General features: G+C 57.8%; 17 protein-coding genes. 8 read left to right on the top strand and 9 right to left on the bottom strand.

Annotated elements, in window-relative coordinates; all coding sequences use genetic code 11:
- Nucleotides 1–7: 7 nt before the first annotated feature.
- From L1A08_RS06700 to L1A08_RS06685, 4 genes are all read right to left on the bottom strand, one after another.
- Nucleotides 8–472 (bottom strand): hypothetical protein, encoded by a 465-nt coding sequence (locus tag L1A08_RS06700; RefSeq protein WP_238755544.1) that lies wholly within the window; start codon nucleotides 470–472, stop codon nucleotides 8–10.
- Between the two features lie 83 nt (nucleotides 473–555).
- Nucleotides 556–963: a Minf_1886 family protein gene (locus L1A08_RS06695; RefSeq protein ID WP_238755543.1), complete on the bottom strand. Its 408-nt coding sequence runs from the start codon at nucleotides 961–963 to the stop codon at nucleotides 556–558.
- Between the two features lie 148 nt (nucleotides 964–1,111).
- Nucleotides 1,112–2,017, bottom strand: coding sequence for a hypothetical protein (locus L1A08_RS06690; RefSeq protein ID WP_238755542.1), 906 nt, complete (start codon nucleotides 2,015–2,017; stop codon nucleotides 1,112–1,114).
- A gap of 355 nt (nucleotides 2,018–2,372) precedes the next feature.
- Nucleotides 2,373–3,710 (bottom strand): reverse transcriptase family protein, encoded by a 1,338-nt coding sequence (locus tag L1A08_RS06685; protein WP_238755541.1) that lies wholly within the window; start codon nucleotides 3,708–3,710, stop codon nucleotides 2,373–2,375.
- Between the two features lie 670 nt (nucleotides 3,711–4,380).
- Between L1A08_RS06685 and rsmA the strand changes: the two genes are divergently transcribed.
- Genes rsmA through L1A08_RS06670 form a run of 3 tightly spaced genes read left to right on the top strand, consistent with a single transcriptional unit; the run spans nucleotide 4,381 to nucleotide 8,186 of the window.
- Complete coding sequence (gene rsmA, locus L1A08_RS06680) at nucleotides 4,381–5,316, top strand: 16S rRNA (adenine(1518)-N(6)/adenine(1519)-N(6))-dimethyltransferase RsmA (RefSeq protein WP_238755540.1); 936 nt, start codon at nucleotides 4,381–4,383, stop codon at nucleotides 5,314–5,316.
- Nucleotides 5,317–5,320: 4 nt separating this feature from the next.
- Entirely contained in the window at nucleotides 5,321–6,814 is a 1,494-nt protein-coding gene (guaB, locus tag L1A08_RS06675; protein ID WP_238755539.1) for an IMP dehydrogenase, read from the top strand.
- Complete coding sequence (locus L1A08_RS06670; protein WP_238755538.1) at nucleotides 6,747–8,186, top strand: hypothetical protein; 1,440 nt, start codon at nucleotides 6,747–6,749, stop codon at nucleotides 8,184–8,186. The genes guaB and L1A08_RS06670 overlap by 68 nt, the downstream gene beginning before the upstream one ends.
- A 70-nt stretch (nucleotides 8,187–8,256) precedes the next feature.
- Here the strand turns inward: L1A08_RS06670 and L1A08_RS06665 are convergent, their stop codons facing one another.
- Nucleotides 8,257–9,099 (bottom strand): OmpA/MotB family protein, encoded by an 843-nt coding sequence (locus tag L1A08_RS06665; protein WP_238755537.1) that lies wholly within the window; start codon nucleotides 9,097–9,099, stop codon nucleotides 8,257–8,259.
- 392 nt (nucleotides 9,100–9,491) lie between these two features.
- Between L1A08_RS06665 and bfr the strand changes: the two genes are divergently transcribed.
- The 4 genes from bfr to L1A08_RS06645 all read left to right on the top strand — a co-directional run bounded on the left by bfr (nucleotide 9,492) and on the right by L1A08_RS06645 (nucleotide 13,858).
- Nucleotides 9,492–9,980, top strand: coding sequence for a bacterioferritin (gene bfr, locus L1A08_RS06660; RefSeq protein WP_238755536.1), 489 nt, complete (start codon nucleotides 9,492–9,494; stop codon nucleotides 9,978–9,980).
- A gap of 250 nt (nucleotides 9,981–10,230) precedes the next feature.
- Complete coding sequence (locus L1A08_RS06655; protein ID WP_238755535.1) at nucleotides 10,231–12,015, top strand: ABC-F family ATP-binding cassette domain-containing protein; 1,785 nt, start codon at nucleotides 10,231–10,233, stop codon at nucleotides 12,013–12,015.
- A 307-nt stretch (nucleotides 12,016–12,322) separates the two neighbouring features.
- Nucleotides 12,323–13,279 (top strand): DUF1559 domain-containing protein, encoded by a 957-nt coding sequence (locus L1A08_RS06650; RefSeq protein WP_238755534.1) that lies wholly within the window; start codon nucleotides 12,323–12,325, stop codon nucleotides 13,277–13,279.
- Between the two features lie 162 nt (nucleotides 13,280–13,441).
- Nucleotides 13,442–13,858 carry a hypothetical protein gene (locus L1A08_RS06645; RefSeq protein ID WP_238755533.1) on the top strand — a complete coding sequence of 139 codons (417 nt, stop codon included), beginning with the start codon at nucleotides 13,442–13,444 and terminating at the stop codon, nucleotides 13,856–13,858.
- Nucleotides 13,859–13,930: 72 nt separating this feature from the next.
- Here L1A08_RS06645 and L1A08_RS06640 read toward each other — a convergent pair whose 3' ends face one another.
- Complete coding sequence (locus L1A08_RS06640) at nucleotides 13,931–14,320, bottom strand: RidA family protein (RefSeq protein WP_238755532.1); 390 nt, start codon at nucleotides 14,318–14,320, stop codon at nucleotides 13,931–13,933.
- Nucleotides 14,321–14,554: 234 nt separating this feature from the next.
- Between L1A08_RS06640 and L1A08_RS06635 the strand changes: the two genes are divergently transcribed.
- The gene (locus L1A08_RS06635) at nucleotides 14,555–15,499 is read left to right on the top strand and encodes a hypothetical protein (RefSeq protein ID WP_238755531.1); all 945 of its coding nucleotides are present in this window, start codon (nucleotides 14,555–14,557) and stop codon (nucleotides 15,497–15,499) included.
- Nucleotides 15,500–15,507: 8 nt separating this feature from the next.
- Here the strand turns inward: L1A08_RS06635 and L1A08_RS06630 are convergent, their stop codons facing one another.
- The 3 genes from L1A08_RS06630 to glgC all read right to left on the bottom strand — a co-directional run bounded on the left by L1A08_RS06630 (nucleotide 15,508) and on the right by glgC (nucleotide 19,957).
- The gene (locus L1A08_RS06630) at nucleotides 15,508–17,748 is read right to left on the bottom strand and encodes a prenyltransferase/squalene oxidase repeat-containing protein (protein WP_238755530.1); all 2,241 of its coding nucleotides are present in this window, start codon (nucleotides 17,746–17,748) and stop codon (nucleotides 15,508–15,510) included.
- Nucleotides 17,745–18,245: an ExbD/TolR family protein gene (locus tag L1A08_RS06625; RefSeq protein WP_238755529.1), complete on the bottom strand. Its 501-nt coding sequence runs from the start codon at nucleotides 18,243–18,245 to the stop codon at nucleotides 17,745–17,747. Before L1A08_RS06625 ends, L1A08_RS06630 begins: the two co-directional genes overlap by 4 nt.
- A gap of 434 nt (nucleotides 18,246–18,679) precedes the next feature.
- Entirely contained in the window at nucleotides 18,680–19,957 is a 1,278-nt protein-coding gene (gene glgC / locus L1A08_RS06620) for a glucose-1-phosphate adenylyltransferase (protein ID WP_261362783.1), read from the bottom strand.
- Between the last annotated feature and the right edge of the window lie 45 nt (nucleotides 19,958–20,002).

The raw sequence follows: 20,002 nt of genomic DNA, 5'->3' as shown, positions 1-20,002 counted from the left end.
GCCGGACTCAGGAACGAGGGCGCTGCAGAATCTCGTCGACCTGCTCCAGCACCTCGTCAGTAGCCGGGTAATCGAGATGCACCGTGTCGGGCAGCGGAGCCGGGGCGATGGTCCAGTTTCCATTCGCATCCCGCGTCAACGGCAGCACGCGGTTTTCGCCTGCGTTCCAGTGATCCCCAGCACGGTGGATTGAGACTCTCGATTCCGGCTGCAAATCGCCGTCGGCTCGACCTTTCAGAATCGACGACACTTTGACTTCGCCCGTGGGCTCGACAATCTCAGCGATGATAACCGCATCGGCCAGCAGGAGCTGTTCGCGGTTCACCGTCACGGGATTGGCGGTCCAGAGAGAGAGGCCGGCTAGAATGAGAAGCCAGACGAGTCCAATTCCCAGCGCCAGATAAAAGCGAGGATCCCGGCGACGGCCGCGCGTTTCGGCAGGAACGGCATCGGCTTCCTGAGCTGGCGGCATGAGCCCGGTTCTTTCGGAATCGCCCCGGAGAGAATCAGTCAACGGTTTCCGATAACGACCAGGAAACCAGCAATCGCAGAGGCTTAGCGGTCGACCTTGAAGGCTTCGCGAAGATCGATGACGTAGTTGTCGTCGAAGGCTTCTTCGAACTCGTAAACGTGTACGAAGTCGCTGATGCTGTCCCGTTCGGTCTTCTTCATCTCGCCACGTTCGACCAGTTCGAAGACGATACGGCCAAAGTCTTCTGTCGACTTGATGCCCCAGGAGCGGAAGACCATCTGCGAGAGCAGTCCAAACCGCTCCAAAGCGAGCAGACGGACACCTTCGAGCAGTTCCCGGCCCGAGATGTGCGCGGAGTCTTCGGTCATCTCGTCGACCACATGCCCCCGATTGAGCATCTCCTGCGTGTAACGCAGAGAGTCGAAAACAAACTCGTATGCATTGCGATGATACGGTTTATGTGTTTTCACTGCGGGATCCATCGTCGCCATGAATTATCCTGAACTCAGTTCGCTTCGCGTCATGAAAAATACTGAAGAAAACGCGCCCGTATTGTGGCGAGTCTGCCCTCAGAAATCCAGAAGCAATCTGGTTCGTTAAGTAAACTTTTTGCAGTCGATCACATCAATCCAGCCGATTTCATCGTCTTACTGGGGCTTCTGTTCCAGGCTCCGCTGCTGTTGCCGTCAGTTCTTTATAGCCGCGCAGGCTCGGCTCGAAAGGGTTCCCCTTCCACAGCTGACGCACCAGGCTCTGCTCGGCGTTTCGTACGACATCCTGGAACACGTAAACCGTCTCCGCATTCCCACCGGGATGGATCAGCTTGATCGCACTCGGCAAATAGGATTTGGCATTCAGCATCACTTCGGCTTCCTGCCAGTTGGCGGCGTCCTGCTGCCAGAGCGGCTTGACGCGAAGGTGAATGATGCCCTGATTCAGATCGTGCTTGCCACCGGTTTCGGCCGTGTGCAGCATCACGTGATACCGCATCAGCACCTTCTCTTTAGAGATGCCGAACAGAAACGGCAGTGGACCATCGACAATATTCTTGCCGCGACTGTCGATCGGAATCGGCAAACGCTGGTACTCCCGGCGATCTTCATCGATGGCGTAAACCTGCGTGCCATCGCAGATCCAGCGTTCCGGCTTATCGGCTTCAATCGTGTATTCTTTGCCGTTTCGAACCCGCTTTTTCCCTTTTTCAAAGGCCGACGGCGCGGCCAGGTCGAGCCGACCTTTGTCGGGAGCTTCGTAGTAGAACTCGCCGGCGGCCCACTTTTCGACAAAGAATACGTGGTCGTAGATGTAGCGGATATGCTTGCCTTCAAGCCGCTCGGTCACGTCGCCGGCTTTCTCCCAGTTATCCAGGATGAAATTGAGTTCCGGACTCAACTGCGGGCCTTCAGGAGCAGGAGTCTGGACCTGAGCCTGACCAGGAGCATTTCCCTGTTGAGCTGAGACGGTCGTAGACCATGCGCTGGCAAACAGCGTGAGACAGCAAAGCAGCGCAGAAGGTGAAGTCACGGGGAAGCGACAGAGTTTCATGAGACGACATCCTTGTCGATCGATTTGTCGTAGCTTCGGAGGGACAGGTACGACCGCTACAGCGACTGAGTTTCTAGGATTGCTGCGAGAGCAACGTACGCAGGAGCCGCGAAATGTACCACTAATCATCATTTGCGAAAAGAGCGGTTTTCACCGGGAAAACAGGGCTCTTCCGCGGTAAAATTCACAAATCCTGAACACCGGCCGCCCTTCGGACTCGGCACTCCGGGTGAATTCCCAATTCCGGATGAGCGGGGCGATCAGCCGGCCGCGTTCCCCGCAAATCGGGAATCCTCGGTCTGCGAGGTATGGCCCCCGCGTTTCCCCTCATCCTCTCGCCTAACCCGCGTGACATCTACGACCAGTTGATGGCCTGATAGAGGCTGAGCAGTTTGTTGCCACGATGTTCATTCAACTGCTGCACGTAGGCAATGCGTCCGCGGAGATGGGCTCGGAAGTTAGGATGCTGATCGTGATTCTGCGAATCCGGGCCGTGCTGGACGCAATTGTGCAGTGTGGCTTTGAGGCGGTCGAATTCTTTCCGCGGGATGTTCGTTTTGTCGTTGACGACAACGCCAGTGACTTTCTGCTGGCTCACGCGGCGGCGGATCTGCTTCTTCTTGCCGTTCAGAACGAAGCGTTCCTGGCGGATGATCTGATGCGCCAGCGGAATGAACACCCGCAGGGAACGGAGATAGGACTCGTCCCCCGAGAAGGTCAGGTCGTCTCCATACCGCGTGTAGGTCGCTCCGAAGGACTTCGCCAGACCGGACAGCCGAACGTCGAGCGAAAAGGCCACCAGATTCGCCATGCAGGGCGAAGTCGGGGCGCCCTGAGGCAGGTGTCTCGGTAGAAACAGTCTCAACCGTTTCGGCTGCCGTCCCGGGAAATCGAGGTTGGCCGGAATGGCCGAGGTACTCAGCCTCGCCAGCCAGATCGCCACTTCACGCGAGTATCCAAAGCTGCGGAAGACCGCCACGACCCGCGAGTAACGGACACGGGTGTAGAAATTGTCGAGGTCGAACTTCACGACGACGGCCTGGCCGACATGCGGCTCGGCATTGGTGACCACGGACCGGCCCGCACAGAATCCATGAGCGGCATCGTGGGTCGGCACACGGTCGAGAATTTCGTCGAGAATCTGCTCCTGCACCTGTCGCATCAACGGGAGCGGAGCTTCAATGAGTCGGTATCCCCCGCTGCGCTTCGTTCGCCACTGGTAGCGGTAGTGGGCCTTGCTTTTGTCGACCGGGCGTTTGCCATCGCTGAACCGATCGGTCAGCCAGGCGAGTTGCCCCAGCGGCAGATTGAACCACTCGGCGAGCTGCGTCGGAGTTTCAAAGTAAGGCAGATCCCAGCGATCGAGCCGCTCCCGATCGGTATCCTTTGTCAGGTCGAGATAGCTGCCGTCGGAAACCACATACGGATACGCGAAGGGGTATTGCTTGCTGCCCGCGTTCGCGGCGGCATCACGCTCAGGCCGGACCTTCTTGCGACGCAACGGCCGTAGAATCGGCCAGGTCTGTTCTTCTCTGGGTTTTTTGCGCGGCTTATCGGCAACGGCAACGGAGGCCTCAGCAGGCGGCGAGAACCGGCCGTCAGAACGAGACGAGGCGGTTTCGACCACACGTTTTTTCGAGGAAACTGCAGACGAACCAAACAGCAGGCGTTTCAGCAGTTCAAGCAGTAGCATTTGGGTCGATCATCGCTGGATGGGAGGCAACTGTTGAATGATGCGAAGCTGGACAGGTCCCGATGATAACAGGAACGTGCGAGAAATCGCGCTGTTTCAGACAATGAGAACAATGGACAGTGAGAGCCCCCGCACGAATCACGTGGCGAGAGACCCGGAAACGATTCCTGCCAGAGGGACTCGAAAAAAGAGATCACAGTACGGCTCGTATAACCGATCCTGTCGCGAATGAAAACGGGTGGCTTGAAAGCCCAAGCCGCCTTTTCATTCCAATCGTAAAGTCAACAATCAATCGACCATGGGGTAACCCCACAGCGCCTGCAGTTGCCTGCAAGCCGAGCTTATGCGATCGCCGTACTGTGATCGCCGTGCATTCTAATGGGTTTCACTAAGGAACCGTCAACACAAGTTACATGACCGGTTCTAAAAAAGTCATATCACCACGGTTTTCAGGTGGTCAATTGATGAACATTGCCCGATTTAAAGTCGCTTCACCTCGGTCCCTATTGCCGTCGCGGCCCACAAGCCCGCTCCGATGGATTCGTCAATCCCCGTCAATTCGACGAAAGCTTCCTCCAGATGCCTACCGTTTTCGCCCCTTGCCGCGTATGATTCTTGAGTAAATCATTGGCCACATATCCGCCCCGCACATTGATTTACAGACGCTTATATGACCGAGGCTCTCCGCCAGACCAAGACACACCTGCAGGACCTGCTCTCTCAGTTCGGGATCAATCCTCGCACGGACCTCGGTCAGAATTATCTGATCGATCTCAACATCATCGACTTCATCGTTCGCGAGGCCAGAATTGGCCCGAAAGATGTCATCCTTGAAGTCGGCACCGGCACGGGCGGCATGACCGCTTTCATGGCCGAATACGCCGCTCATGTGATCTCAGTCGAGCTCGACCGAAACATGCACGCTCTGGCGTCGGCTCAGCTGGGGGATCGCCCCAATCTGACGCTGATGCGGCAGGACGCATTGCACAACAAGAACCGTTTCGCCCCCGAAGTGCTGGCGGAAATCGAGAAGCAACTGGCGGTCGATCCGTCCCGGCGGCTCAAACTCGTGGCCAATTTGCCATACAACATCGCCACGCCGGTCGTGTCCAACCTGGTCGCGACAGATATTCCGTGGGAGCGAATGATTGTCACCATTCAGCTCGAGCTCGGCCTGAGAATGCAGGCTCGGCCGGGGAAAAGCACCTACGGAGCCCTGTCGGTCTGGCTACAGTCGCAGTGCTACGTGAAGTTGCTGAACAAGCTGCCTCCGTCGGTGTTCTGGCCACGACCGAAGGTGAACTCAGCGGTCATGAAGCTGGTCCCCAATCCGAAAGGACGGGCTCAGATCGCAAATCGGCCGTTTCTGCAGGACTTCGTTCGCCGGCTGTTCCACCAACGGCGAAAGATGCTGCGAAGTGTCCTGGTCGGCATGTACCGCAAGCAGATCGACAAACAGGTCATCGACGACATCATGACCGAAATGGAGCTCGGCGAGAAAACGCGAGCCGAAGAACTCCAGCCGCAGACGCTCGTCGAACTGAGCAACCGCGTATATCACCGCATCAACGAATCTGAAACCGCAAGCGAAACAAGCGAAGAGTAGTCTCATGCAGGAACGCATCCTCACTGAAGGTTTGACATTCGACGACGTCCTCCTCGTCCCGGCATACAGCGACGCCATGCCGGACGAAGTCGATATCAGTACTCGCCTCACGCGCAATATCACGCTCAACGTTCCCATTATTTCCAGTCCCATGGATACGGTCACCGAGAGCGAAATGGCGATCGCCATGGCTCAGGAAGGTGGCATGGGCATCGTTCACAAGAACATGACCGTTGAGCAGCAGGCCCTCGAAGTCGACCGCGTCAAGCGGAGCGAGCACGGTGTAATTGTCGATCCGGTCACCCTTCCTCCGACCGCCACGGTGTCCCAGGCCCGCAAGCTGATGGACGAACGCAACGTCGGCGGCGTTCCCATTACGGAAGATGGGTATTTGAAGGGGATTTTGACACGACGGGACCTGAGATTTCTGGAGTCCGATGACACCAGAATCTCCGAAGTCATGACCAAGGACAAGCTCGTAACCTCTTCTGAGACAACAGATTTGAAAGAAGCAGAGCGGATTCTGCGCGAGAATAAAGTAGAGAAACTTTTACTGGTAAATGACCGATACCAGTTGAGGGGATTAATCACGATCAAGGACATCGACAAGAACCTGCAGTTCCCGCGCGCTTCGAAAGATGCCCGCGGACGTCTGCGAGTCGGTGCCGCGGTCGGAGTCTTTGATTTTGAACGCGTTGAAGCGCTCATCAATAAGGGGGTGGACGTACTCGTAGTCGATTCGGCTCACGGGCATTCGTCCAACGTGATTGAAACAGTCCGGGAGATCAAACGTCAGTACTCGATTGACGTGATCGCCGGAAACATTGCCACCACGGAAGGGGCTCAGGCGTTAATCGATGCAGGCGTGGATGCCGTGAAGGTCGGAATCGGCCCGGGCAGCATCTGCACCACCCGTATCATTTCTGGTGTCGGAGTGCCGCAATTGACGGCGATCAGCTCTGCTGCCAAGGCCGCCGCCGCCTCAGATATTCCGATTATTGGCGATGGAGGAATTCGATACAGCGGAGACATCACCAAAGCACTCGCCTCGGGTGCCCACACCGTGATGCTCGGGGGACTTCTGGCAGGCCTGGACGAAAGTCCGGGAGAAATGATTCTGTACCAGGGCCGGTCCTTCAAGCAATATCGCGGCATGGGCTCGATGGGTGCGATGGTGAAAGGGAGCAGCGACCGTTATCGACAGTCGCTGGTCGACGAAGACGGGAAGAAAAAGTCCGCCAAAAAGCTGGTCCCGGAGGGAGTCGAGGGTCGTGTGGCCTACAAAGGTCATCTCAATCACTTCCTCTACCAGCTCGTCGGAGGATTGCGGGCCGGGATGGGATACCTGGGCGTGCGATCAATCGAGGAGCTGCGTGTCCAGGCGAAGTTCATCAAAATCTCGGCGGCTACGGTGAGGGAGAACCATCCGCATGACATCGCAATCACACAAGAAGCACCCAACTACACCGCCGAGCATTCGCCCGGCGAGAAGAATTGACGGGCGCCTCGTCGCTCTCGGGGTGATTCTCGTCACGCTCACGCTCTGGCTCACCGCGGGAAGTCGAGCAGCCGAGAGCCCGCTGGATCGACTCCGCGGTCGCTCCGCGGAAACGCGATGGAAATCACTGCGGGAACGCGCGGCCGATCGCCGCGAATACCGGGAAGAACGCCGCGAACGCCGGCGGAATGACAAAGGCGAAGAGATTGGCGACGACGGACAGCCGCTGAACCCGTCTCCGGATTCTCCACTGCCAACACCGACGCCTCCGGATATCGCCGGTCTACCCACACCGACTCCTCCGGATTGGACGCCGGCTCCGCCACGGGCTCCAATGCGACTCGAGATCGAATCGGGCCGCCGCCCGGTGCCGACTCCGACAGGTCCGATCGAACTGTACGATCCCGCGCCGCCGAGTTCGGCTCCGCCCGCCCGGCCGCTGTTCCAGAATCATCCGGAACTGATGCCGGTGCCCTCGGTCCCAGCCGCTCCGAAGGACGCTCCGATTCCTGCCCCACCCGTGACCAACGGCTCGGGGAAGGTCGACGACGACAACGTCGCCATCTACGAGGAGATGTTCCAGTTCGAGCAGAAGGACGAGCAGACGATCGCTTCCAAACAAGTCTCGGCTGATCGCGCTTCTGCAGAGGAGCTGCCACCGCAAACGGTAACGGCTCGAAAAGCGGTCATCACTCGCAGTGTCGGAACGCCTTCTGTCACCAAAGACAGCACGCAGCCGCAACTGCTGATCGAACTGCCGATGCCGATCGAGCCTCAGTATTCGACGGTCTCGACACTGCAGACTCCAGAAATCGAAGCCACAGAAAAAGAGATTGAGAACTCTCCGTTCCTGGATGAGCGAATCAAGCCGCTCTCCGACATCTCCCCCTACGTCACTTACGAACCCGATGCTTCGCTACGGGAAGTGGATCCAACGCGGCACTTCTGTCCTCGCGCGGAATTCGCTCACCTGATGCCGAGCTCGAGTAACTCGAAGTGCCCGGAGATCAGCGAATTGCCGGGCGACGAAGTCTCCCACACACGACAGTTTGCTCACCTGCAGTACTGCTGGGCCGCTTCGAACATTAACTACTACCCGCTGTACTTCGAAGATCCGCAGCTGGAGCGTTATGGACACATGCATCACCCGCTCCTTCAGCCGTTCGTTTCGGTCTCCCGATTCAACTGGCAGTTCCTGGGTTTGCCGTATCAGATGTGTCTGAAGCCGGTCGCCAAGTGCGTCTATCCGCTGGGCTACTTCCGTCCGGGCGACTGCGAGGCTCCGAAGCTGTACCACCAGGTGCCCATCAGCCTGAAAGCGGCCTTCGTCACTGCGGAAGTCTACACGGGTCTGTTTTTCATCTTCCCGTAAGCTGACCGATCAGTCATAAAAAAAGGCGTCGCGAGTGATCACTCGCGACGCCTTTTTTCGTTTCGGTCCGTTATCGGACGTGTCTGGGGTCCCAGCCGGCCACCACGGCGTCCGGGGCCAGAACGAAGATCTCGACGCGGCGGTTTCGCTGGCGGGCATGGCTGTTCGTGTTAGGCACGAGCGGCTGTGTATCGCCGTAGCCGGCTGATCCGAGGCGATGATCGGAGATCCCGCTTTCTTTCAGAGCCATCAACACGGAGTTAGCCCGGTTGGTCGACAGATGCCAGTTGGTCGGATGGTTGACCCCCGCGTTATGAATCGGTTGATCGTCGGTGTGTCCGACCACGAGCAGGTTCAAGTTGCGAGCCGGACCATCGTTCATGATCTGAGCCAGATCCCGCAGCAACGGCGAAGCCGAGTCCCGCAGGTTGGCACTTCCCGATGAGAACAGGATGTCGGAGTGGAATTTACTCACGCCGGTGATCGGATCGAACTCGAAGTCCGGGTACCGACGGGCCAGTTCCTGAAACCGACGGGTCGCTTCTTCTGAAAGCGGACTCTGCTGGGTCCGCGAGCGGATGAGCAGGTTCTTGTATCGAGCATGCAGTTCGCTGCGCTCGCTGGTCAGGTTCGCCAGTCGCTGATTCGAGATATCGAGCTGATGCTGGGCCTGGGCGAGCTGCTGAGAGAGCATCTGCTGCTCTTGAGCCATTGCGGTCATGGCTTCCTGAGACTGATACGACTGCATGGCCAGTGTACCATTCTCGTTCATGAGTTCCTGATTCTCGGCGTAGAGACGCATCGCACGATGCTGGCTCATCCGCAGATGACGCCGGGGCACGCCGGTGCAGGCGATCTGGCTCACAGCCAGGACGCAACAGGAACAAAGCAGGGTGTAACGGGTCCACTTCATGGGGAGGAACTCCTTCGCCATCGATGCAGACTGAGGCGTGCATCAACTAGAAGATGGGCAGTTGGATGTGAGGTTCAGGGAGGGGAGAATCGGACCGTTCAGGGACGAACGGAATCGTTTCGGTTTTGATTGGGTCGACAGGCGGAAAGGATGTTGTGCCTGTCGTGCAGGACCGGGACTGTATCGGAAGGGACTCCGGCGGTGAAGAGAATTTTGGAAATCTCGTTTCCGTTGCAAACATTACATTAAGTTTGCCCTGAGACCGGTTCTCAATCCCTGTTTTATAGGCTTTCGCGACTTCGCCAGAAGTTTCCGACGGTTGGCGAGGGCCCGTCATTGCTTTACAATCAGGGACTGTTCACAGGAATTTTTCAACGATCGAGGAGTGAGTGATGAAGGGGAGCCCCAAGGTTATCGAAGCCCTGAATGCCGGTTTGACCATCGAACTGACCGCCATCAACCAGTATTTCATTCAGGCTAAAATGTGTCAGAACTGGGCTCTGCACATCCTCGGCGCTAAGCACTACCAGGAATCGATCGGCGAAATGAAGCACGCCGAGTGGCTGATCGATCGAATCCTGTTCCTGGAAGGTGTGCCCGAGATCGCCCGTTACGATGTCATTCGGGTCGGGGACGACGTCAAAACCCAGTTTGAGTACGACCTCGCTCTGGAAACGAAGGGCGTCAACGCGTATCGCGACGCCATTCAGCTCTGCCACGAGGAAAACGATCCCGGCACCCGCGATCTGCTCGACAGGATTCTCGTCCAGTCCGAAGAACACGTCGACTGGCTCGAATCCCAGCTCGAACTGATCGAAAAAATTGGGATCCAGAATTACCTCATGTCGCAGATGGGACCGCACAAAGAAGACGACCACTAAAAGAGGCCCTTCTTCAGGGTCTGCACGGAGGGGTGTCACCGCGGGCTGGCCCGGCCTGCCCAGCAGTGTGATCTCGCGATCGACGGCTCCTACGAACCCGACACTCCCGGATCTCGAAGCGGTCTCAACCTCCGCCTTTGTTGAGATTTCCTGCCAATTCCCCGCTGGATGCTGATGACGGCGTCCAGCGTTCGAGATAGGATTCCACACGCTCCATATCCTCCTTCGTTCACCTGGCCAGTTTCCTTCCATGTCCGTTCTGCTGCAACTTCAAGATGCGACCAAGAGCTACGGCTCCCAAACCCTCCTCGATCATGCCAGCGTGGCATTGAAAGACGGCGACAAAGTCGGCTTCATCGGTCGCAACGGCGCGGGAAAATCGACCCTGTGTCGGGTCCTGCTCGGTCAGGAAGAGCTCGATCGCGGCGAGATCATTCGGCATCCCAGCCTCCGCGTCGGCTATCTGCAACAGCACGATCCGTTCGAACCGGGCGAATCGGCTCTTGATTTTCTCATGCGCGATTCGGGCGAGCCGGACTGGAAGTGTGGCGAAGTCGCCGCCGAGTTCGAAATCAAGGGAGCCTATCTCGAAGGACCTGTGAAAGAACTGTCGGGCGGATGGCAGACCCGTGTGAAGCTGGCCTCGCTGCTCCTGCACGACCCGAATCTGCTCGTTCTGGACGAACCGACGAACTTCCTGGATCTTCGCACTCAGATCCTGCTTGAGCACTTCCTGCGGCATTTTAAAGCCGGCTGCCTGATCGTGTCGCACGACCGCGGCTTCCTCAAAGCGACCTGCACGCACACGCTGGAACTGTCTCGCGGCGAGCTGACCATGTACACCGGCAATGTCGAGAAGTTCCTCGAAGCCAAAGCAATACAGCGGGAGCACGACGCGCGAGTCAACGCGGCAACCCAGGCCAAGATGAAACAACTCGAACGGTTCATCGACAAGAACCGCGCTCGGGCGAGCACCGCTGCTCAGGCCCGAAACAAAGCCAAGCAACTCGATCGACTGGAGTTGATCGACATTGAAGAGGACGAATCGCGCGTCCGCATCCGCGTGCCTCAGGTCATAGCCCGCAAGGGCCCTGCCCTTCGCTGCGAAGGCATTACGATCGGCTACCCGGATCACAAGGTCGCCGAGAACGTTTCCTTCGAGATCGATCATGGTTCCCGTACCGCTGTGGTCGGGGACAACGGACAGGGAAAAACGACTCTGCTGCGAACGATCGTTGGTTCACTTAAGCCGATGGAAGGCGAACCACGCTGGGGACATAACTGCGATATCGGCGTCTATGCCCAACACGTCTATACCTCGCTGCCTCAGGACTGGACCGTACAGCAGTATCTGGAAAGCGAGTCGGCTGTCGAAGTCACGACTCAGCAGGTGCTCGATGTCGCCGGCAGTTTTCTGTTTCGAGGTCCACTGATCCAGAAGCCAATCAAAGTATTGAGCGGGGGGGAACGGGCTCGACTCTGTCTGGCCGGCCTGCTGCTGAGCAAATGCAATGTCCTCATCCTCGACGAACCGGGCAACCACCTCGACGTCGAAACCCTCGAAGCTCTCGCCGATGCTTTACTCACCTATGAAGGCACGATCATCTTCACCAGCCACGATCGTCACTTCGTGCGACGGATCGCGACTCAGGTGATCGAAGTGAAAGATGGCCACGTCGCCGACTATCCCGGCGATTACGAGACGTACCTGTATCGGGTCGAGAAAGAAATCGACGATCACGAAGCCGAGCGCACCGGAGTGCCCGCCGCTTCCGGCGGATCGGCTCCCAAAGCCGGAAAGCCAAAGAAGCGAAAGGGATCCCAGGACCCCCGCAAGCAGCTCAACAAGATTGAGAAGAAAATTGCTTCGCTGGACGACGAGCGACAGGAACTGCAGAAGACGTTTGTCACGCTGACCGACGCGAAGAAGGCACAGGAAGTCCACGACCAGATGGAAGCCCTGAAAGCCGAGATTGCCACGCTCGAAGAGGAGTGGTTCGAGCTCAATCAGGAGCTGGAAGAAGACTGGGTGTAAACGGATCTACCGTGCTGAACACCGTTTACGCTTGCCCGTCTGCTGCGCGATCGCTGCCTGTTTGATTCTCATCTGAAGGGCCAACGCATCGGCAAGTCTTGCTCTTATCCAGAAGGCATTTGCGCCACGATGCCGTAATAGTCTTGGAAATCAGGGACCTGAGCAGCCCCGTTTCCGGAACGCGACTGAGCCGCCTCAGGTTGGCACGCGATGTGCCTTCTCAGTCATCCACTGCGTTCACTGAAGATCACACCTCGCTTCTCCGCGACTGAGATCCCACCTCAACACATTATTCCAGGAATTCATTATGCACGTTGAGATGACCCTGCTCCCCGCCCGCCTCCGCCGCCAGGCCTTCACTCTTATTGAACTACTGGTAGTGATCGCGATTATCGCCATTCTTGTTGCCCTGCTCCTTCCGGCCGTGCAACAGGCTCGCGAAGCGGCCCGCAGATCCTCCTGCAAGAACAACCTCAAGCAGCTCGCCCTGGCGATGCACAATTACCACGATGCCCATTCGGTCTTCCCTTATGGCTGGCAGCGCGAAGTTTCCGGAGCGACTCATCGTCGTGAATGTTTCTTCCAGCGGCTGTTGCCATTCATTGAACAGGGAGCCCTTTCAGACATCTACGAAGCTGATACCACCGAGTATGTCTTCTACATTCCCAAGTCGCTGGCCGGGACGCCGGTCGACGTTTATATGTGCCCGTCCGATCCTTCGGGGCCCGCGACCGGCGGTTGCGGGAACGACAACGGATTCCAGGGCAACTACGTCGTTTGCGCGGGCGGCGACGTCGACTCAAACGGCATTCCGATCGGACTGACCGGAAGCAAGACGACGGGGCTGTTCTACCAGAGTTCGTCGACCAAATTTCGCGACGTCCGCGATGGAACATCCAACACCCTGATGTTGGGCGAAGGCATCATTCGCGGCTCGACCGGCGGAAGCTGGGGCGGCCTTGGAGGCTACTGGGGAGGAGCCCCTCACGGTTCCTTCGGATTCTCGACCGCAGAGACGCCGAATACCACCGTTCCCGACCGGGTCTACTCCTGCAAGTCCACGACCTTCCCCAATGCTCCGTGTGAAAACGGGAACGCCGATGGTCTCAGCGGACGCTACAACTTCGCCCGCAGTCATCATCAGGGAGGGGCTCAATTCGCGCTGGCCGATGGATCGACCCGGTTCATCTCCGAGAACATCGATCGCCTTACCTTCCGTTACCTGGGACAGATTCAGGACGGAGAAGTACTCGGCGAGTTCTAGAGCAGATCGCTCTACAGTAAGTCCGCGCGTGAGCGTTGAATCGCCTGAAACGCTGCATCTTTCGCGGACCGAACGGTTACACCAAAAATAAACTGCTCTAAACGGCAGGTTCCTGCTCCAATCCCACCTGTCCGCTCATTCCCGCACTCAGGAAGACTGACCGTGAAAACTCCAATGACACTGCTGCTGTTTGCCGTCACAGTGGTGACGGGACTGACTGGCTGCAGCTCCGCCACTGGGCCCGAGATGTTTGAAACATCCGGATCCGTCCATTGGGAAGGAGCTCCGCTGAAAGAAGGTCGCATCACATTCCGGATGCTCGACGGCGAAGGACGGGTTTACAGCGGCCCGATCACGAACGGGGCGTTCAATATCGAAACTCTTCCCGGCGAAATGCGCGTCGAGATCATCGCCTCGCGGCCGATTCCCGGAAAGTTTGACCACAGCAATGGCGAACCGGCTCCGATCGGCGAGATGTACATCCCGGCAAAGTACAACTCCCGCAGCGAGCTGAAGTACTCGGTCGGCCCCGACGCTGCTCCTCCCGATTTCAATCTCATTTCCGATAGCAAGACCTGACCCTCCTCACGCGAGAAAGGCGGCTCGATCAATTCGAGCCGCCTTTCTCGCTGCGTCTGCCGTGTGCCTGTCTCAGCCTTCGACGATAGCCTCGGCTTCAATCTCGACCAGGTGATTGGCATTAATCAGTCGGCTGACTTCGACAATCGTGGTCGCCGGGCGGATCTCACCGAAGTACTTGCCGTGGGCGAGCGCGATCGATTCCCAGTCATCAATCCGCGTGACATACATCCGCGTCCGCACGACATCGTTCATCGAAGCCCCGGCATCCTTCAGAGCTGCTTCGATCTTCTGAAGAATGTATTCCGCCTGCTCGGCTGGTTCGCCGATTCCGACGACATCGCCCTTTTCGTTGGTCGCCGTGGTTCCGGAAACGTGCACCAGATTCCCGATCCGCACTGCCCGCGAATAACCAATCTTGCCTTCCCATGCCGAACCACTGGAAATAAGTTGCTTTGCCATTTGTCCTCAACCTGAAGGGGTATTTTGTATCCAATTGACCAGAATCGTCGCAGGAATTGTGACAGAATCGAGCCCTTAAAAATAGCGTCCGAGCCGATATTCGAAACGGATCATTTCCCGCACGTCCGGCCGGAGACAAAATTCGCATCGACGTCGACCGACCTGCTGTAATACCCTTTTCGCACTGAACGCCATGACACTTCGCCATCGGATTCCCCAGGAGCAGGTTTCTCCATGCACACGTTTCGTGTTTTCAGCTTCTTCAGAGTTCTCGCCGGACTGTTTATCCTCGCGACTTCAGGAGGCATCCTGAGTGCGGAAGAACCGACGGCAGACGAGGTCATTAATCGTGCGATCCAGAATCGCCTGGCAATCACGGACTACGAGATCGAAGTTGCTTTCAATTACGGAGAAACTGCGGAAGAAGGCCGCACGAACCTGGGCCACTACTATCTGCACGGCGAACAACTCCGGGTCGATCTGCGTTACCCATACACGCAGGCCCGCCGCTTTCCAGGACTGACGAAGGATACGTTCTGGGAGCGAAACGTTTATACGCGAACGCGCTCCATCTGCTTCTGCAACATGCTTGGCTCGGGTCAACGGGCGATCAACTTCGACAGTGATCCCCGCCGAACGGTTCCCGACTGGCAAGAAGCCCTCACCCGTTACGATCTGAGAACGCTCGGCTTTCATTCTTCCGGGGCCAGTGTCGGAATACCCATACGCACAATCTTTGATCTGGCGGCCAATGAGAAAAAAATCGCCGAGGAAACAGTGAACGAGATCGATTGCCTGCGTGTGAGCTTTGATCTCGAAAGCGGAGTCCAGTGCGATTTCTGGTTCGCGCCTTCCTGCAGCTACGCCCCGGTTCAAGTCCGCAGCTATTTTGAGCCACTCGACCTGACGGAGAACCTCGAATTGAAGGTCGAAGAATGGGGGCGATCCGGCCTATGGTTCCCGACTCGCTATACTTCGACGGAAAGCGTAGGGAACAAAACGCTCGCGAGCGAAGAAGGCCGTCTGGTCATCCACTCCCTCAACGGCCCACTTCCAGGAGACACATTCCAGCTGAGTGGACTCAACATCCCCAAAGGCAAAAGCATTCAAAGGCTCCCTTCCGATGGCCCAGCGAAGATCTGGGATGGAGAGAAGATTGTTTTGAAGCGCGAACGTTAAACGGTCCCCTACTCCTCGACCGCATCGCCAATGCGATACAGCGGCAGGAAGCGATAGTAGACTTCGAGGGACAGCGTTGCCAGAGCCGTGGAATACACGCGGCCGCCGTAGCCGCCCCACGGGCCGTCGGGATTCCAGCTGCCGGCCAGTTCGCCGGTCTTGCGCTGTTTGGCGATCAGCAGACCACGTACAAGTTCGTTCCACTTCTCCCATTCCGCTCCGCCGAACTGGTACATCGCCAGGGTCCCGTAGTACCAGTAGTAGAGGTTCGGCTCGATCGCTTTCGGGGCGTTGCCCTCGGCGAGCAGATACGCGGCGGCTTCCTGACTGGCAGGATTGCTGCGACGGATGCCCATCATCTGTTTGCAGAACAGACACTCGGCGGTCATCGCCGGCGTGATTTCAGGACCGTATTCTGGATGATAAGCTGCGAGCCCTTTGCGTTCCCCCAGCGAGCGATCGACCAGAAACTTGATCATCCGATTGCGGGCCTCTTCGGGAATGGCAACGCCGGCGATCTCGGCACTCTTCAATGCCATTAACTGCCAGCCAAACATGCTCATATCTCCAGACCACTCGGGAAGATAACGCCAGCCGCCATCATCCTCGTTCTGCATGGCGATCGTGAACTGCACGCCCTTCATCACGGCCTGGCTGAGTCCATCATCCACGCGGCGTTCATTTTGCATGCCGTATGCTTCGGCCAGTGCGTAGGTCGCCATGCCGTGACAGTACATGCCGGCATATCGGGTCGCTTTCCCGCCCAGGTAACCATCTTCCCGCTGCTGACTGATCAGCCATTGCAACGCTTTGGAAACGTTGGCGGCGTACTTGCCTTCTTCCTGCGTATAGCCGGCTCCCAGGAACGCGAGAATCGTGAGCGCGGTTAAACCCGTGTCGGCTTCAACGCCGGCTTTCTGACGATCGATGCCCTGCTCGTCGACTTCAATCTTTCCCGAGCCCCATTTCGAGCCATCCCAGTAGCCGTCGGTCTCCTGAATACTCGCCAGCCAGGCCAGAGCCCGTTCGACGGCTTCTTCGGACGCATCGGTACCGCCGAACTGTCGGGCGATCTCCTTCCGTCGGGCCAGATCGCGCAGTCGATACGTCGCCGGAATCTCAGCCGACTGATCACGCCGGACGGCATCGAAATTCGGAGCGGGCAGGTCGGCCAGTCGCGGCACCTCGTCTTCACCCGGCAGCCGTGGAGCAGGCATGGCGGGAGCAGGATCGAGACTGGTTTCGGGAAGTGGTCCGGAGTTTCGCGATGGCGTCGTCATCTCATTGGGCGGAGCGTCGCCGGTTCGCTGGGAACGCGTCGGCACTCGATTCTCGGTCATGTTCGGCTGCGTGGTTCCCTCACCGGCCACCATTTGCTCGCCGGAAAGAATCTCATCGGGAGCACTCTGCTGAGGGGTCTGTCTGCGTTCCACGGTCTCGGCGATATCGCCCTGATTGGGAAGCTCAGGACGAGGGCCTCGCTCGATATCAGGTACGCGAAGCCGCTGTTGTTCCATGAAGGTCGTGGCGATGCGATCGCTGCCGCCCGCTTCCGGACGCTGAATGTCTTCCGACTGAACCATGCTCCGCGGGAGTTGAGTCCGCGTGCGATCCGGGGCATCGGCGTCAGTTCCCTGCGGATCCGGCGACGGAATGGGAGGAACTTCGGGCGATTCGATTTCTGGCATCGTTGCAACCGGCATTTCCCGGGGTGTGGGAGCCGCCATGGCCAGTTCAGGCTGCTCCTGCTGCGGTTTCGTGATCGGCTGAAATTCCGGGATCTCCGGTGTCAAAGTGACCGGCTCGTCGACTTTACGTTCGGGTGCCACCGAGGGCGTGGTCCGAAACTCTTCCCGTTCCATTCTCGACTGAATCGGGTTCTTGAGCGAAGGGACTGATTCCCAGATCGGCGTATTGCCGGGTGCATCGGTTCGCGTCTGCTGAGAGCCGGCAATGATGACATCCTGGATCCGAATGGGCTCGAGATCACGAACGACTTTCTCGCGGACCGGAGCCGGGGCCAGCGCGATCACGCCAACGCCGGAACTGAGATGGATCAGCACCGAAAACAGCAGCGACTTCGAAGACGCATGATGATCGCCCCAGCGGGTGACCAGCATCGTCAGCAGATGGACGGCCGAGAAGATGAAGCCGAGAACGAGCCCTCCCCAGAGCCATTGTTCGACGGCTTCCGGCGGGACGTTCAAATGTCCGGCAACCCAGACGTAGAAATCGGAGAGGTAGGTCAAGAACCATCCTCCTCAGCCACCCGGTTCGCCAGCGAAAGATTCGTGATCCCGACGCGATGACACACCGCCAGCACATCCATCACGTTCTGATATTCGCCGGCTGCGTCGCCGCGAACAATCACCGATTGATCGGCGTAACGTTCTTTGGCCTGCTGCAGTCGCGATTCGAGTTCTTCGAGCGTGATCGCCTGCTCGCCGAGGAACATCTCCCCCGACTTCGCGATACTGACAACAATTTCATCGGGCAGGTCGGTCAGCGGCAGGGCGTTAGAGACAGTTGGCAGTTCGATCTCGAACTGACGCTCAGCATCTGAAAAGCGGGTTCCGACCATAAAGAAGATGATCAGCAACAGCACGATGTCGATCATCGGCGTCAGATTGAGCACGGGCTCTTCAACTTCTTCGGTTTTCAGCGGCATCGGTTCGGCCCTGGCTTCCGTCTCGCGCGTTCTTAATCGGTCTTCAACATCCGTGGCCTCAGCAGTACGTCGCCACATCACGAATCGCAACAGCCAGAGACGTTCTGGATCTCGCCAAGTTCGTACTCGCAGCCACAGAGCTTGCGCACTTTCCGCGCCCCAGCATATTTCCCCATTAAGTATATCGACCTCGCGCAGGCGAAATCCAATTTTCCTGCAAAATGCGTGCAGTCCGAACGTCTTCACTCGCTCCTCGCCGGAAGACTGGAGAATCTGGTCAAACTTTACCGGTTTGAAACGGATAACGGATGATCACGCGATGAACTGAGGATGGTCGCGAGAGACTGCGCGTGGTCATGTTCCCCATGAGACCGAGCTTCGGGGGTGACCGGAGACGAGTGATCATGCTGGCATGGTCGTCCAACCCGACCTCGCCGCTGGACAACGCTGAACCGATTACGGCGAGCATTCTACGCAATCGATGAATCGCTTCGCCCTCGTTGAGTTGAGTCTCAACTGCAGAACTCGGCGAGATCGCCGACATTGCCGATCACGGCGACTCCGTCTTCGGTGATTGTGAATCCATTCCGGCGATCCTGTTCCGGATCGTAGCCGATCGTCATCCCCGGCGGGATCACCACGCCCTTGTCGATGATCGCTCGGCGGACTTTCGCGTGGCGTCCGACTTCGACGTGATCGAACAGAATCGAATCTTCGACGCTGGCCCAGCTGTGGAGAATGACATTGGCCGAGATGATGGAACGTTCGGCCCGGCCGCCGGAAAGAATTGAGCCGGAGCAGACCAGGCTGTCGAGTGCGGTCCCGACGCGCGGCTGATCACCGTCCGTCTGCGCGAAAACGAACTTCGGGGGCGGCGACAGAGGTTGATAGCTGCGTATCGGCCAGGTCTCGTCGTAGAGATTCAGCTGGGGATCAACGGAAACCAGATCCATGTTCGCCGCGAAGTACGAATCGAGCGTTCCGACATCCCGCCAGTAAGCCGACTTGCCGGTGTTCTTGTCTTTGAACGGGAAGGTCTGAACGTGATACTCGCCGATAATCCGCGGAATGATGTTCTTGCCGAAGTCGCGTGAGCTGCCGCGAATGGTGGCATCGTGACAAAGCTGCTCGTAAAGAAAGTCGGCTTTGAAGACGTAAACTCCCATCGAGGCCAGGCAATGGTCAGGGTCATCGGGCAGCGATTGCGGCTCCCGTGGCTTTTCCTGGAACTCGGTGACTCGACCGTTCCCGTCGACGGACATCACGCCGAAGTCCCGCCCTTCCCGCAGGGAGACCGGCAGACAGGCGATTGTCACATCGGCCCCCGATTCGGCATGCTGGTCGAGCATCTCGGCGTAGTCCATCTTGTAGATGTGATCGCCGGAGAGAATCAGGATGTTGTCGGCCTCGGTTTTCTCGATCGTGTAAATGTTCTGGTAGACTGCGTCGGCTGTGCCCTGATACCACTGATCATCGAGCCGCTGCTGCGGGGAAAGGACGTCGACGTATTCGTCGAGTTCGCGGCAAAGGAACCGCCACGCCTGATTGATATGACGTTCGAGGCTGGCGGCCTTATACTGAGTGAGGACGAGGATGCGACGGAGTCCACTGTTGAGACAATTCGACAGCGTGAAGTCGATAATGCGATAGCTTCCCCCAAAGGGAACGGCTGGCTTGGCCCGCTCTCGCGTTAATGGCTCGAGCCGGGTTCCTTTACCGCCGGCGAGTATCAGCGCAACGTCCCGTCGCATATCGGCCCTCTGTCCTGAGTGATTTCGCTGAAACTCCAGACGCGCTGGAACGCATCAGCGATTGTAGTTATTTTGATCCATGGC

Origin of the sequence: Rubinisphaera margarita (assembly GCF_022267515.1) — a bacterium.
Classification (GTDB): Bacteria; Planctomycetota; Planctomycetia; order Planctomycetales; family Planctomycetaceae; genus Rubinisphaera; species Rubinisphaera margarita.
This window is presented reverse-complemented; position numbering and strand designations above follow the sequence as displayed.